Annotated in this window: 13 protein-coding genes, 1 other RNA gene and 1 riboswitch; of the genes, 5 read left to right on the top strand and 9 right to left on the bottom strand. The window is 40.0% G+C overall.

The genetic code is table 11. The annotated features are described in order from the left end of the window. Positions 1 to 29 precede the first annotated feature (29 nt). Entirely contained in the window at positions 30 to 2276 is a 2247-nt protein-coding gene (gene gshAB, locus FC24_RS02845) for a bifunctional glutamate--cysteine ligase GshA/glutathione synthetase GshB (RefSeq protein ID WP_057873365.1), read from the bottom strand. 154 nt (positions 2277 to 2430) lie between these two features. Here gshAB and FC24_RS02840 point away from each other — a divergent pair, with 154 nt between their 5' ends. From FC24_RS02840 to FC24_RS02830, 3 genes are all read left to right on the top strand, one after another. Next, entirely contained in the window at positions 2431 to 3681 is a 1251-nt protein-coding gene (locus tag FC24_RS02840; protein WP_057873386.1) for a replication-associated recombination protein A, read from the top strand. Between the two features lie 52 nt (positions 3682 to 3733). Beyond that, positions 3734 to 3922, top strand: a non-coding RNA gene (gene ssrS / locus FC24_RS11325) — 6S RNA. Positions 3923 to 4330: 408 nt separating this feature from the next. Continuing rightward, positions 4331 to 4828 (top strand): universal stress protein, encoded by a 498-nt coding sequence (locus FC24_RS02830; RefSeq protein ID WP_057873363.1) that lies wholly within the window; start codon positions 4331 to 4333, stop codon positions 4826 to 4828. Between the two features lie 139 nt (positions 4829 to 4967). On the opposite strand, the gene FC24_RS02825 is transcribed toward FC24_RS02830, so the two are convergent. Genes FC24_RS02825 through FC24_RS02815 form a run of 3 tightly spaced genes read right to left on the bottom strand, consistent with a single transcriptional unit; the run spans position 4968 to position 7999 of the window. Next, the gene (locus FC24_RS02825; protein WP_057873362.1) at positions 4968 to 5558 is read right to left on the bottom strand and encodes a DNA-3-methyladenine glycosylase I; all 591 of its coding nucleotides are present in this window, start codon (positions 5556 to 5558) and stop codon (positions 4968 to 4970) included. A gap of 56 nt (positions 5559 to 5614) precedes the next feature. Then, positions 5615 to 6988, bottom strand: a complete 1374-nt coding sequence (locus FC24_RS02820) for a glycerophosphodiester phosphodiesterase family protein (RefSeq protein ID WP_057873361.1) — start codon at positions 6986 to 6988, stop codon at positions 5615 to 5617. A 39-nt stretch (positions 6989 to 7027) separates the two neighbouring features. Beyond that, positions 7028 to 7999, bottom strand: a complete 972-nt coding sequence (locus tag FC24_RS02815; protein ID WP_057873360.1) for a DUF2785 domain-containing protein — start codon at positions 7997 to 7999, stop codon at positions 7028 to 7030. A gap of 152 nt (positions 8000 to 8151) precedes the next feature. Here FC24_RS02815 and FC24_RS02810 point away from each other — a divergent pair, with 152 nt between their 5' ends. Together FC24_RS02810 and FC24_RS02805 are read left to right on the top strand one after the other, a co-directional pair. Next, entirely contained in the window at positions 8152 to 8664 is a 513-nt protein-coding gene (locus tag FC24_RS02810; RefSeq protein WP_057873359.1) for an aminoacyl-tRNA deacylase, read from the top strand. A gap of 70 nt (positions 8665 to 8734) precedes the next feature. Then, a complete protein-coding gene (locus FC24_RS02805; RefSeq protein ID WP_057873358.1) occupies positions 8735 to 9244 on the top strand; it encodes a YbhB/YbcL family Raf kinase inhibitor-like protein in 510 nt (169 codons plus the stop codon). A 78-nt stretch (positions 9245 to 9322) separates the two neighbouring features. Here FC24_RS02805 and FC24_RS02800 read toward each other — a convergent pair whose 3' ends face one another. The 5 genes from FC24_RS02800 to rbsK all read right to left on the bottom strand — a co-directional run bounded on the left by FC24_RS02800 (position 9323) and on the right by rbsK (position 14795). Beyond that, positions 9323 to 10717, bottom strand: coding sequence for an MATE family efflux transporter (locus FC24_RS02800; RefSeq protein WP_476703298.1), 1395 nt, complete (start codon positions 10715 to 10717; stop codon positions 9323 to 9325). A gap of 603 nt (positions 10718 to 11320) precedes the next feature. Then, positions 11321 to 12115 carry a bifunctional hydroxymethylpyrimidine kinase/phosphomethylpyrimidine kinase gene (thiD, locus tag FC24_RS02795; RefSeq protein ID WP_057873356.1) on the bottom strand — a complete coding sequence of 265 codons (795 nt, stop codon included), beginning with the start codon at positions 12113 to 12115 and terminating at the stop codon, positions 11321 to 11323. A gap of 18 nt (positions 12116 to 12133) precedes the next feature. Continuing rightward, positions 12134 to 12769, bottom strand: coding sequence for a thiamine phosphate synthase (gene thiE / locus FC24_RS02790; protein ID WP_057873355.1), 636 nt, complete (start codon positions 12767 to 12769; stop codon positions 12134 to 12136). After that, positions 12750 to 13580, bottom strand: coding sequence for a hydroxyethylthiazole kinase (thiM, locus tag FC24_RS02785; RefSeq protein WP_057873354.1), 831 nt, complete (start codon positions 13578 to 13580; stop codon positions 12750 to 12752). The genes thiE and thiM overlap by 20 nt, the downstream gene beginning before the upstream one ends. 66 nt (positions 13581 to 13646) lie before the next feature. Next, a riboswitch (TPP riboswitch) is annotated at positions 13647 to 13751 on the bottom strand. 132 nt (positions 13752 to 13883) lie between these two features. Continuing rightward, positions 13884 to 14795, bottom strand: coding sequence for a ribokinase (rbsK, locus tag FC24_RS02780; protein ID WP_057873353.1), 912 nt, complete (start codon positions 14793 to 14795; stop codon positions 13884 to 13886). Positions 14796 to 15190 lie beyond the last annotated feature (395 nt).

Below are 15190 nucleotides of genomic sequence, written 5' to 3'. Positions count from 1 at the left end.
GTACTCATTTTTTTAAAACTATCTGCTGATCACTTAGTAGCCGCAAAAAGTACTTTTAAAAGCTGTTGTGTTACCGGTTGCCCTTGTCCAAAAAATGGTACTTCATGCACAGCAAGTTCCGGTTGTGCTGTCACAGAAAGAATGTTTGCCATATTAGATTGTTCTGGCACTAGCGGTTGGTAAAGATTAGCAATTACCATATTGATGCCGGCTACTTTTAGCTTTAAAGCTTTAGCCGCTGTTAAAGCTAATTTTTGATAGCTGGTATCCATTTCTTTGGTCACATCAATAGCATCGCTACCAGTTGCAAAATCTGCTGCCAAGCGTAAATAAACTTGTTGCCCCCGCGGCAAAACTTGTTGTAAATTATAGCCTTGTTGTTGCAAATCAAATTTAGTCAATTGGTCCAACGGCAAGGGCGAAAAAGGTGTCTGTTTACCACGCTTTTGGTTTTTCAACTGCACTAGCGTTGCCAAAGTATGTCGACCATCACCAACAACATTGGCTGGTGTGCATTCAGCTATTGCGGCGACTTGTTCATCAATCACTAAAAAGCGATAAATTGTGCCATTGAGATAAGGCTCTACCATAATCGTCGAATCGTATGCAAAAGCTGATTTAGCCGCCATTTTAAAATCTGTTTTATTGGGCGAAAGCAACACTGTCACACCAGCACCATGAGCTGATATTTTGGGTTTAACCACTAAAGGCTGTTGCGGCAAAGTTGCAAATGCTTGGATAGCACTAGTCATCTCTTGGTAAGTTGCTCCTGGTGGTACAGGCAAACCGGCTTGTCCCAGAACTGTTTTAGTCGCAAATCTATTCTGTACTAGCAAAGTAGCACTTTGTGTATTTAGCGAACTCTGACCATTGCCTAAAACGACTTGTTGATTTAATCGCAAAATAGCAGACTGCGAGTCTAACACTTGGACGTTAATTCCGCGACGAAAGGCAGCGGCCAAGATCAATTGGCTGGTTAAAGGAAATGACAAGTACCCAGGCAACTGATAACAAGCTGTGGTAACCTGCTTTTTAAAAGTTCTTGCCTGCTTGATCCCCCAAGATTGTAACGATTGGTTTTGACTCATTTGACATAACTGATAACTAGGCGTTTGGCGATAATCCTCAACCCGTTTTTGCATGAGTTGCCAAGCATTTTGTAAAGCTTGCGGTGCTTGGTAGTCTAACATAAATTGTTTTAAGCCTGCCATAAATTGGGCTAATTGTGTTTGTGCTTGGGAAACGTTTAATGGTGATTCCAACGCAATCGCTTCGTTAAGCGCTGCTCCGTGCTTAAGTTGCGCATTTAAATCGGTTTGCGGCGTACTAGGTAAAACTAATAAATAAGCTAAAAATAATTGCAAAAAACTGAAATCAGTAGCAGTTAATCCTGCTGGTGCAAAAGGATTTAAATCAAATGTTCTCAGCTCTAAATAGTGGACGCCAGTTTGTGGTAACTGCGCTAATGATTGGCCATGAAAACGTACCGCCGCATAAAGTTCGCGTGGGCCTTGTAGTTCATGTGTTTTAAGCAAACGCTGTAGATCCGTAACATAATCAGTTAGTGAGGACAGCGAAACTTGTTGTGCTGCTACGTTATCATAGCCATACTTTTGACTCATATGTAAGCTTCGCACCATTTCACTAGGCCCAGGCTGCTGTTGAAAGAAATCCGACTCAGCTAACGGACTAGCCCCTAACAAGTAGGTTAAAACGTACCGGTAACGTAAATAATTCTGCGCTAATTTTAAGTAAACTGCATTATGAAAAGCAATATAATGATCTGCAAATTGATCATGATAGTCTGTTTCAAATAAAGTACGCAATAATTTTTCTGGCAATGAAAAATTGAAGTGGACTGCAGACATCATCTGCATACGATAACCATATTTTTTCCCAATATTTTCTCGATAGCGCTGAGCGGATTTTGTCGGCGCTGCTACTTTAATCGCTTTTAAATCTCCTAACTTGGGCGGCATCGACAGTGGCCAAAGCATTTCTCCAGCTTTGAGTTGTCTTAATAAAACGGCATTTAATGCCGCTAACTGGTTCAATGTTTGTTGGCGTGAGCTGAAATAATCCGTTACCATTTCGGCTTGTGAACGCGCAAAATCATTGCGCAAATAAGGATGACCCGCTTTAAATGGTAAAACGGTTTGTTGCAGTTGCCCTTGGTGATCGATTCGCTGACCCTCACGCTCAATACCATATTGACCAGAGAATAACAGTGGCGTCAGTGCACGCTTTTTTAATAAGGCCCCAAACTGATTTAACATAACTCAATCTCGCTTTCTTTTAGCTTCGGTTTCATTATACAGGAAATCAAACCAGCTATCAGCTAAATATTTAGGCTGTCCATCAGGTACGTGTTATAATACTCTATCAATACTTTGATATGGAAGTGATAAATTGCAACCACTTGCCTACCGTATGCGGCCAACAAACATCGATGATATTGTCGGCCAACAACATTTAGTTGGTCCGGGCAAAATTATTCGGCGGATGGTGCAAGCTAAAATGTTGTCCTCAATGATTCTATACGGCCCTCCCGGCACCGGTAAAACCAGCATTGCAAGTGCCATTGCTGGTTCTACTCACTACGCTTTTCGAATGCTCAATGCAGCAACAGATAGTAAAAAAGATTTACAAATTGTCGCTGAAGAAGCCAAAATGAGCGGTAGTGTTATTTTATTGCTGGATGAAATTCACCGTTTAGACAAAACAAAACAAGATTTTCTATTACCACATTTAGAAAGTGGTCGGATTATTTTAATCGGTGCAACCACCGAGAATCCTTATATTTCAATCAACCCTGCTATTCGTAGTCGTACACAAATCTTTGAAGTAAAGCCCTTAGATGAAGCCGCCATTAAAATTGGTATTAAACGCGCATTACAAGATGAAAAAAATGGTTTAGGCAAATTGCCAGTCAACCTAAAGCCCCGTGCTGAAACCTTTCTAGCACAAGCTACCAATGGTGACCTGCGTAGTGCTTTAAATGGTTTAGAATTAGCGGTGAAATCAACTGCAACAAAAGCAGACAAAATCACCATTACATTACCCATCATTGAAGAGTGCATTCAACGTAAAGCTTTACGTAACGACAAGAATGGTGATGCACATTATGACGTGATTTCGGCTTTTCAAAAGTCAATTCGCGGCAGTGATGCCAATGCTGCGCTGCATTACATGGGGCGTTTAATCGAAGGCGGTGATTTAACTAGTATTATCCGCCGACTCTTGGTAATTGCTTACGAAGACGTTGGTCTAGGCAATCCGCAAGCTTGTGCAAGAACAGTCGCTGCAGTGACAGCCGCTGAAAAAATTGGTTTACCGGAAGCGCGAATTCCGTTAGCTGACGTGGTAATTGATTTGGCTTTATCTCCGAAATCAAATTCTGGCATTACTGCAATTGACGCTGCATTAGCAGATATTAGAGCTGGGAAAAGCGGTGAAATTCCCGCCTATTTACGGGATGCTCACTATAAAGGTGCAGCCAAGCTCAACCGCGGCGTCGGTTACAAATTTCCCCATGATTATCCTAGTGATTGGGTTAAACAACGGTATTTACCAAAACAATTAAGCCAGGCAACTTATTATCAGCCTAAAACTAACGGTAAATATGAAAAAGCGCTTGCAAGTCAATACCAGCGTTTACTTAAAGCACAACGTGAATCTTGATCCCACGGCATGATGATTGCGTAATACCGGTCTATATGCTAGTATAAGGATAGATTTTCCGGGGTGTACGTTACTTCCTTCACTGTGTTGACCGATCAAGTAATTTAATTACGGGATTGACTTCCTTTATTCATCAAAGCCAGCCTTTTCACGAGGACGCTAGTATGAGTAAATAGCCGAGCCCACCTGCCATACCGCGGGTTCAATACTAACGGAAGCTAAACGGCACTTCAGATGATCTAAAGGCGATTCGTAAGAGTCGTCTTTTTTTCTAACAATATTAAAATAAAGGTTGCATGTTTATGCAGATTGGAATGTTCATCTTCACAGCAGTTCTACTGGGGTTGAGTTATTATTTACACTGTGGTTTAAAAGGAAATTTCTTAAACCACACCCCCAAAAAGGAACCCCACTTAAAAAAATACCTCACTCGTTTCCGAAACTATTTTGCTGTCGTAGGTGGTATTACTTTTCTTAGCAGTTTAACCACTAACATTGCTTTTTGGCTGGCTTGTTTATTAATGGGTTGTATTTTAGCAGCCATTTTTGCCCTTAATTTTGCAAATCATTTATAATTTAGCCGCTTTCATTTACACAAGCCCCTAAAATAACGTACAATAAAGGTAACAAATCTATTAGGGGTGATATCATGCTACAGCAATATAAACATATCCTAGTTGCCATCGATGGTTCTTACGAAGCTGAGTTAGCTTTCCGAAAAGCGGTCGAAGTTGCCAAACGGAATCATGGTGAATTATTTTTAATTCACGTGGTGGATACCCGTGCTTTTCAAAATGTTTCCAGTTTTGATTCCGCAATGGTTGAACAAGTAACGGATACAGCTAAAAAAACTATGGAACAATACGTTGCAACTGCTAAGAAAAACGGCCTAGATGACGTTAGCTACGCCATCGAATATGGTGCACCTAAAGTCATCATCGCAAAAGACGTCCCTAAAGAGCATGATGTGGATTTGATCATGATCGGTGCAACTGGATTAAACGCCGTTGAACGGTTACTAATTGGTTCAGTAACTGAATATGTTACTCGGACTGCCGTCTGTGATGTCTTAGTGGTTCGGACAGATCTAGATAACAAGCCAGCTTTAAACCAAACAGGTAAGAAAGCTAATATCCAACCAGACTAATTTTTCTAAAAGCAGCATGTCTTCTAGCTAGTTCTTATGCCAGTAATTCTATTTTAATATTGTATCAAGCTATTATGCTTAGCTGGTTGAATCACCAAAAAGGACGTCGTGTGTTTCATTAACACGACGTCCTTTTTATTTAGCTGCTGGCAAATGCTGTTGTGATACGAGATTGTGCTTCTTGGATGATGGGATAACGCCAACAGCTGGTTAAATGTAAATTTAATACACCAGCAGTTGCTAATAAAGCATAGCAATTAGTCGGACCCATAAATTGAAAATCAGCCTGTTTTAATTGTGCCGCTACTGTTAAGCCGCTTTCATCATAGCGTGGAATTTCTGTTGCAACTTTAAAAGCAGTTGGTTTATGCTGCTGCCATAATAATTGGCTTAAAGTTAAGTGCTGTTGGTGCAAGCGTTGCAGTGCAAACGCATTATGCCAAATGGCAAATAACTTACGTCGATTACGAATTAACCGATCATCGTCTAACTTAGCCAGTAACGTGTCTTCATTAGTCACACGCAGCCACTGCGGGTCAAAATAATGAAAAGTCTGACATAAAGCTGCGCGCTTTCGTAATAGTACCGTCATGCTCAAACCAGATTGCCAAATTTGTAAAGCCAATAAACAAAACAATTCTTCTTCTGTCGTTACAGGAACTGCCCACTCAAAATCATGAAACTGATTTAAAGGCTGGCGTACCCATGAACAACGTTGTTTAACCACCATTTAGTTACCCTCCGCTTAATTAATTGCTGTTAAAGGTAACATACGTCAAAATGGGGTTAAAAATTTAGTAATAGTAACATTAAACCACTAGTGTAAGTAGCAGGTTGATTGGCTTGCCGTTGCATTTGCGCCGTTCGATCAGTGATGACAGCTGCAACGCCAAATTGGCGTAATGCTTGAAAAAGCCACTTTTGGTTAACTGTCCACGCATAAACCAATTGGCCCTGCTTTTTAGCCTGAGTAACCACTAATGGATTCAGTAAATGCCAATCTAAACTATAAAAATCAGCAGTAGTCGCTGGTAAAGCAGTTACTGTAAATGGCAAAATATAACCGACTGGTTGTGAAGTTTCGTGCTGTAAGCGCGTGACTGTCTGTAAACGTGCACTGTGAAACTGTGTACCTGGCGGTAATAGCAACTGATAATGTTGCCGGAACTGATTGCAAATGTTAGTAGATAAAGCAGGTTTCATTTCAATTAACAATGGTTGCGCTGCATGTTGTGCAACTGCTAAGTAAGCACCGAAACTTGCATAATGAATTGACCGGTGAGAGTGCGCCAACGTCAAACGTTGTAACGTTGCTAGGGATGTGTTAGCAATGATTTTCTTTTTCCCGGTTAATCGGCGAGTGTCCGCATCATGACTAACAACAAAGTGTTGATCACTGGTCAATTGTAAATCGATCTCTGCTAAAGCTGGGCGCTCGGGTAAAACAGCTTTAAGTGCAGGGATAGTATTAGGAATACTAGTTTGATCAGCACCGCGATGGGCAATAATTTGTGGCGTTGTGGAAGTCCTTGGAAAAAATTGACCACTAAATGACCAACCAATAAAACAAAGTAGCAGGACTAGCCCCCACCATTTTACTGATAACTGAAGCCGCTGTTGGCGCAGGCGCAATAATAAATCTAGCCATAGTAAGTACTTACCGGTTAACCAAAATAGCCACAAAATTCGTGCCGATAGTCGCTGGTACGGCAAAGCTAAATGGGTAATCACAACTTGAAACGCTAGTAAGCTTACTGCTAAAATTACTAATCGACTAACCCAGCCAGTTAAAACTAGCAAACTTTCTTTCCAAGTGTTATGACTAAAATGGCCTGCTAGCCAAACTAACCCACAATAAGCTAGTAAAAGCAAAGGCAAAATTTGCCAACGTTGTTGATTGAACTGATCAAGCCATTGACTTGGTGGTTGCCAACAATAGCGCCACAAACTGAAAGCCAGTAAACCAGAAAATGGTAGCCACAGCAATCCACGCAAACTGTACCATAGTAACTGACCCACACTAACCTTACAGCGACGTTCTACCCAAGCATAACTGGCAAATAGACACAATAATAGCCAAATAAACAGTAAAATAGGTTGTTTAAACCATTGGTACAGCCAGCAACTAATTAAATTCATTGTCAATAATAAGATCAGCAATAGTATTACCTCAATTTAAAAGCGGTATTAACGGGTAGTTTAAAAAAAGGCGACTACTTGCAACAAGAAATGTCTAATTTTATTTGGTAAATCACCTCGTATCAATAATGCTTGCAATAAACGATTACGATTATACCAACTATTCCAAAAACCTTCACTTTCTTGTGGCTGCATTCGTAGTAAACGTGCCTGCCAATCCTGCAACAAAAATAATACATAATTGGTGTAAAGGTCATTTTTATTGGTTAAATTAACAATCGTCAATGCTAAACGGTGATCCTCACCAAAAATCAACGGTGTTTGAAGCCGCTGATAACGCACTAACAAAACCGTTAAATAAAAAATCTTATTCGCACGATTCAGTTGCGGATTAGCTGTTAGCTCGTCCAATGCATTACCGATATGGCTGTAAGCATGAGCCCAACCATGGTGTGCAATGTATCCTCGCCCATCTGCTTCTAATGCTAAATAAGTTGTTAATTTTAACACGATATTTTCAATGTCTTTCAGTGTTAATACATGGTAGTAAGTGCGATCCACGTATAAAACACCCGCTAAAATAATGACACTGAACGCACGCAAAAAAAGCGCATGATTCCTTTTTTCTAAAATATGGCTGTACAACATCTGTGGACTGATTAATTGTTCAGCTAAGTATCGTACTTGTTTTGCTGTTAAAATGTGTGCCTGTAAAATATCGTTAAAAAGAAAATAGACCCCTTTATCACGAACTAGTGGATCCAATGAGCCTAAATGCGCTAATAAGAAATCCAATTCTGCATCACTGATGGTTGCCAGATTTTTCTGTTGCACTTGCGTTCGTAAGGCTTTAATTTTAGCCAGTGCAGTTTGGTTATCCTTAGGTATTGCAACCAGTGTTGGTTTTTGGTAACCCAATTGATCAATTATCTGACCCACTTTTTGTGGTAAACCATGATAAAGTTGTCCTTGACTTAATTGCTGACGCAACTGTGCTAACTGCTGCTCAGTTTGTTTCAGGATATCCGTCATGAACTCCCTCCGTTACTCCTTAACTTTAAATTAAAGTCGTTTATTCATTAAACGCTTCAATTAGCTACCTTTAGTTTACCATTAAACACGCTCAATAAGTCGCATCAATCAATCGAAAATGCTATATTTAATGTGGGAAAGGAAGTTGCGTTGTGAGTAAAAAACACGGTAAAAAATCAACTTTACACAAAACATTAGTTGAAAAAATTTTAGACCAGGCTAAAATTCCGTATACACAGTATCAGCTACCGACTGAACAAGACGGTGATGTGCGTCAATTAAAACTTGATCAATTAAATATTGATGATCACATTATTTATAAAACCTTAGTGATGACTGGTAAAAAAACCGGACCAATTGTGGGCGTTGTCCCTGTTGATGAACGTATCAATTACAAAAAATTTGCTAAAGTCACTGGTAATCGGAAGGTGGGGCTAGTGCCACTCAAAGAACTAGTGGCTACAACTGGCTACCAGCATGGCGCAAATACACCAGTAGGTATTCACCAAAAATATAATTACCCAATTTACTTTAGCAAAACCGCCAAAACACAGTCTGAAATCTTAGTCTCTTCCGGTCAGATTGGTCGTTCAATCAAAATCGATCCGCGGCAACTGGTTCGCTTTTTAGGCGCTAAGTTTGCTAATTTAACTGATGATGATTAACCAACTTGAATTAACAGTGAGATACGCGTACATTAAAAGTGATTTTAATCTTAAGAAAGTGGTGATTTAAATGAAAGTCAGTGTCCCTTTAGAAAATGGTTATTTAGCCGATCAATATAGTAAATATGCTGCAAAAAATCAACGTGATGCTAACGGACCCATTATCTCTTTTCCGATTACTGTCCAAGATTTACCAACAAACACAAAGACTTGGGGCTTAACATTACTTGACTTTGATGCTGTCCCTGTTTCAGGATTTCCCTGGATTCATTGGTTAGCAACAAATATTTCTGCTACGACAACGCAATTGCCAGCAAATGCCAGCAGAGATTTAGCGACGCAGTTTGTTCAAGGCAAAAACAGTTTAGCATCACCGTTTATTGACAATACTGATCAGTTAGCCACTGAACGCTATACTGGTCCTACACCGCCAGATAAAACACACCACTACCAATTGACGGTTTACGCGTTAGACAAAAAATTAGCCTTAACTAATGGCTATTGGCTAAATGAATTTTATCATGCAATCCAAAATCACATTCTAGCTGAAGCACAGATTGATCTGCCTAGCCGTGCTTAAAAAAAGCGCTAGTATTGCAAACTAAGCTCCCACCGCCATAACGGCCACTTAGTTTGGCACCATACTAGCACTTTTTTATTATTCTTCAGCTAATTGTAATTTTGTTTCCGGTCTTGTTACCTGTTGCTCGCGTTTAGTTTGAATTTGTTCTGCTTGCCGTAACCGGTGAATGGCCTGTAAATAGGTGATCACTAAGACAATACAAGAACCAATCCAAGCTAAAGGCTCTGCTGCAGTTGCACCAGCATACCCTAAAGGTTTGACCAGAACGAAAACCGCTAATGACCGCATCGCAAGTTCAGCAAGCCCCGCAACGATTGAAATGACACTGTAACCTAATCCTTGCAGCGTATAGCGCATCACAAATAAAATATCTAGAAAAACGTAACCGCTGGCAACAACCCAAAAATAAATCTGAGCTAAATCAAGAACTGCTTTATTACCACCAACAAATAAAGTCACTAAAAAGCGACCGCTAAAAATTACTAACGCACTGAGCATTAAACTAAAAATTACCGACAAGATTAAGCTTTGCCGGACACCTTTAATAATGCGACTATATTTTTTGGCACCAAAATTTTGTGCGGCATAAGTGCCTAAGGTGATGCCCAATGACATCATAGGTAAAGTTGCCACTTGGTCAATCTTACTAGCAGCAGTTGAAGCCGCTACTGCATTAGTTCCTAAATCATTTAATGCGACTTGTAAAATAATGGCCCCAATTGCAATGACAGAAGATTGAAAGCCTAAAGGTAGTCCCATCCGTAAATGTTGCCAAAAAATATTTTTATCCCACTTTAAATCTTGCCAAGTAATTCGTAAATAAGGAATCCGCCGCCAAATATAGCCAAAACACAGTAAACTGGCAACAATCTGGGCAGAAACTGTTGCCAAACCTGCACCAGCAACACCTAAATGTAATCCCATGATCAACGCGAAATCAAGTGTAATGTTTAATACACTTGCAATGACTAAGAAAACTAAAGGGGTGCGACTGTCACCTAGTGCACGTAACATATTTGATAACAAATTGAACATTACCGAAGCAATAATACCAGCAAAAATAATCTGAATGAAAGTGGTTGCCTGCGGTAAAATTGCAGTTGGTGTGGCCATTAGAATCAAAAATTCACGGGTAAATGACAGACTGACCACGGTTAAGATACCTGCGACAAATAAGCTGATTACTAAGCTAACGCCGAAACTACGCCGCACACCACGATAATCCGCAGCACCAAATCGTTGTGCAGTAATTAACGATAAGCCGGTGGTCATCCCTTGAGCAAAGCCGATGATCAAAAAAGAAATCCCGCCAGTTGCCCCTACTGCTGCCAATGCTTTGACACCTAACGTTTGACCAACAATCAATGTATCTGCAATATTATAAAATTGTTGAAAGAAATTACCGATCAACAATGGTAAGGTAAATAATAAAATTAATTTTAACGGCCGGCCTTGAGTTAAAGTTTGCACAACAAAATCTCCTTTCATCAATCCTTTCATTTTGCACAATGAGCAATAGTCTACAGGCATTTTCATGAAAATGCAAGGGAATTGATGAATAAATTTTGTTGTTTTATGCCGTTAAATCAAATTGCTAAATTTAATGTTTTCCTGACCTTGTCAATTACTTTTTTACTGGAAATTTGCTTAAAATAAATTCATTTATCCTTTATACACCCTACTTTACAGAAAGCAAAAGAAAAAACTATGAAAAAAGTCGTATTTAGCTTCACAATTTTCAAACTAGGCATTACAATATAGTTGTAATGGTTATTAAAAACAGAGGGGCTGATGACTTGGCAACTTTTCTGGAAGGTGCCGTAATTGCAACTGGCTTAGTACTGGTTTTAATTCATGACAAACATCATTTGGGTGATGAAGGTTAGGTACAACCTTAAACGCTTAGTTTTGCTAGAGGGGCAGGCTAAACGTTATTTTTTTGCGCTTTTTATCCTAATAAAATAAACAATCATCAAATTAAAAAACAAGCAGATAACAAAACAGCAGTATTTTATAAATCGTTGAAAATAGCCATTTGCTATCAGCCTGTTTTTAATGTTATTAGCAAATTATTTAAGCTCTAATCGCTAATTGATAAAAATGATCAAGCGGTCCAGCGCCATGCCCTAAATCTAGTTTGGCTGCAATGGCACCGGTTAAATATTGCTTAGCTGCCGCGATAGCAGCGGTTAATGGTAAGCCAGCAGCTAATTGACAGGCAATGGCCGATGATAATGTACACCCGGTACCATGTGTGTTGGGATTATCAATGCGTTGACCTTCAAACCATTTAGATTGACCTTGTTTTTCATAAAGTAAATCGTTGGCTGTCTCAACTAAATGACCACCTTTGACTAAAACGTGGCAATTAAAAGCAGCAGCGATGGCTTGTCCCGCAGCTTCCATGCTTCTTCGATCAGTGATTTTGTGGCCCCACAAAAGCTGTGCTTCCATAATGTTAGGCGTAATCACTGTACTAATAGGAAACAAAGCGGTTTTTAAAGCAGTTATCGCATTTTCTTCTAATAAGCGACTGCCACTGGTCGCTACCATCACTGGATCTACAACTAACTTTTCCACTTGGTACTGTTTCATTTTCTGCGCAATTACATCAATAATCGGTTGATTAAATACCATCCCAATTTTAACGGCATCTGGCACAATATCTTTAAACACTGCATCAATTTGCTGACCGACAAATTCAGCTGGTGTGGCTAAAGTGCCAGCTACACCTTGTGTATTTTGTGCAGTTAAGGCTGTAATCACACTCATACCGTACATTTTATGAGCTGCGATTGTTTTTAAATCTGCTTGAATCCCGGCACCACCGCTAGAGTCTGATCCTGCAATCGTTAATACTTTTTTCATTATGCGCTTACCCCCTGATTATTGAAAAGGAATCGTTAATTTGGCTAAAATCTGTGCATGCGCTTGAATTTGCTGCTGATCAAAAATCTCAGAAACTAGCGCAACACCAGCAATGCCCGTACCATATAATTGCTTAATATTACCTTGGTGTATCCCGCCAATCGCACAAACTGGAATGTTAACGGTAGTGGTAATTTGTTTTAAAGTTGTAAAAGAAACTGCCGTTGCATCCCCTTTTGTTTGTGTCGCGAACATGGCGCCGACGCCTAAATAACTTGCACCTTGTTGTTCTGCTTGTCGGGCTTGCGCGACTGTTTGCACTGATACACCAATTATCTGTGCCGCTGGCCGTTCCGCTTTAACTTGCGCGATTGACTGATCACCTTGTCCAATGTGAACGCCATCTGCGCCGCAAGCTTTTGCAACAGCAACGTTATCATTAATAATGAGCGGAACTTGATATTGCTGACAAAGCGGCTTTATCTTTTGGGCAAGCTGCAAAAACTGCTCAAATGACGCTTGTTTTTCTCGCAGTTGAATCATAGTCGCACCACCAGCAAGCGCAGCTGCCACGCAAGACTTCAATGTTCGCCCGTCCAACCAAGCGCGATCCGTTACGGCATATAACTTTAAATTAGTTTTCGTCAATTTCATAAATTGCCTCCTGATCTAAATTTGCGCCATTGAGTTGGCCAATTGCATCAATCAAATAGTTGCGAAAACTGGCATTTCCTGCCGAATAATGCAATCGCTTTTGCTCAGCTTTTTGACCAGCCAATCCCATGTGACAAACTGCCGCAACAGCAGCCATAAAGCCATTATCTTGAGCAACTGCCATGTAAGCAGTCAATAGTGCAGTAAGCATGCAGCCAGCACCGGTAATATTGGCCATCATTGCAGTACCATTATTAATGGTTGCAACGCGGTTTGCGGAGACAATTAAATCAGTTTCTCCTGTAATTACTAAAATCACTTGGTGTTGTCGACAAAATCGTTTGGCGGCAGTAACAAACTGAAATTGGTTCTGTGGTGTTATCTGGTCAGCTGGCACCGCATCGACACCTTTTACCTGACCAGCACCACTAATTAACGCGCGTATTTCTGAACTATTGCCGCGAATAACCGTTAACTGTAGTTGCTGTAAAATTTGCTTAGTTGCCTGCGTACGCAGTGTGGAGGCACCCAAAGCAACGGGATCAAATACAATTGGGTGTCCCAATTGATTAGCTTTTTTCCCGGCAACTAGCATTGCCGTTAATGAAGTCTGATTCAAGGTACCTAAATTAAGCGTCAAGCCTGCACTTGCTGCCGTAATTTCTGCAACCTCCTTAGGTTCATCCGCCATCACGGGTGACGCACCGCTGGCCAACAAAATATTGGCCACATCGTTAACGGTGACATAATTAGTAATGCAATGAATTAAGGGGTGTTTTTCATTTAAACGCGTTCGGTACTGTTTAAGCATAATGCCCTCCCTTTTAAAAACAACTTCCGACTAAAAAAGGCGCATTCCCCAAAATGAGAATGCACCGCATTATTTTTATTTGTCTTCCTACGTTGGCATTATCCAAATCAGGTTAAGGGTCGAAGTCTTCACTTCCTCTCAGCTAAACCATTAGCTCCCCTGCAAAGCTATTCAATTGATACTTTAATTATGCGTGATGAAACCGTTTTTGTCAATTGAAGCCTAATTGCTATTGTACGCATCATATCAATTGAAACAATCCGCGCGTTAACAATCTGCATTTTGCTGGCACACATTTCCAGATTAGTGAACGTATTTTTCCAACGTTTTTGCATTTGGATAAGACTTTTGCGTTCCTTTATGCATAACAGTTAATGCCGCATATTGATTAGCTTGCCGTAGTGCTTGGGCAACATCATAACTTTGAATATAATAATGTGCAAAGCTACCAATAAAAGCATCCCCAGCACCAGTGGTATCCACTGCTTTAACTTTTTGACTAGGAATCAGCTGCTCCTGATCACAGGTTACCCACAACACACCTTTGCTGCCCAACGTTACAATTAAATTAGCTACTCCTAAATGAACTAACTGTTTAGCAGCAATTTTGATTTCAGCTAAATTAGAGGTTGGCAATCCTGTTAGCGTCGCTAGCTCTGTTTCGTTAGGTGCAAAAAATGCCACTTTGCTAACATAAGTCATGTCTAAATCCGCATTAGCTGGCGCTGGATTAAGTAGTACCGGTACCTGGAAATGCTGCGCTAACTCGATGGCATGGTAATTAGTCTCAAGTGCAATTTCTTGTTGCAAGACAATTAATTGGCTGTTTTTTATCAAATCGATTTTTTGATCTAACATGGCGGGTGTTAACGCTAAATTAGCCCCTTTAATAATCAAAATCCGATTATCACTAGTAGGATCAACAAAAATTGGTGCAACACCACTTGCTTGTTCGCCAACTTCGATCCCCGCCATTGAAATGTGTTGTGCTTGATAATTTGCAAGCTGTTGCTGACCAAACTGATCATTGCCGACTACTGTAATAAAATTAACCGCTGAGCCTAATCGAGCAGCTGCAACTGCTTGATTAGCACCTTTACCGCCAAACCCCATCTCAAATGCTGGTGCTTCAAGCGTTTCACCGGCTACCGGCATTCGTTTTACATAAGTTGTCAGATCAACCATATTTGACCCAATGACTGTAATTCCTGACATATTTATCCTCCTCAAATAAAAAGCAGAAACAAAATAACGACTTGTTTCTGCTTCTTGCTTTATGTCATTAAATTAAATGGTTAACTCAAAAACAGTTACCCTACGGTCCCTTCCATTTGGTTAACACAAGTTTGTAAAAACAAAATAGAAGTTGTAAATGCCGTCGAAACAACCTTTACCGAAGTTAGCATTAAATTAAGTTATACCGAATTAAAAACAAATGGCATTCAATATGGCATTCAAATTAAGAGCACACCGAAACAAAGTACACATTAAATATACTATTTTTAAATTTAAAAATAAAGCGCTATCGAAATCTACCAATAGCGTTTTATTTTTTTATGGTAGATTGTAAAATTTAAGTTGAACATATTAATGGACAGAAAAACCCATAA

The sequence above is a fragment of the Loigolactobacillus rennini DSM 20253 genome (assembly GCF_001436505.1).
Taxonomy (GTDB): Bacteria; Bacillota; Bacilli; order Lactobacillales; family Lactobacillaceae; genus Loigolactobacillus; species Loigolactobacillus rennini.
The sequence above is the reverse complement of the archived record's forward strand: the minus strand, read 5'-3'. Positions and strand labels throughout refer to the sequence as shown.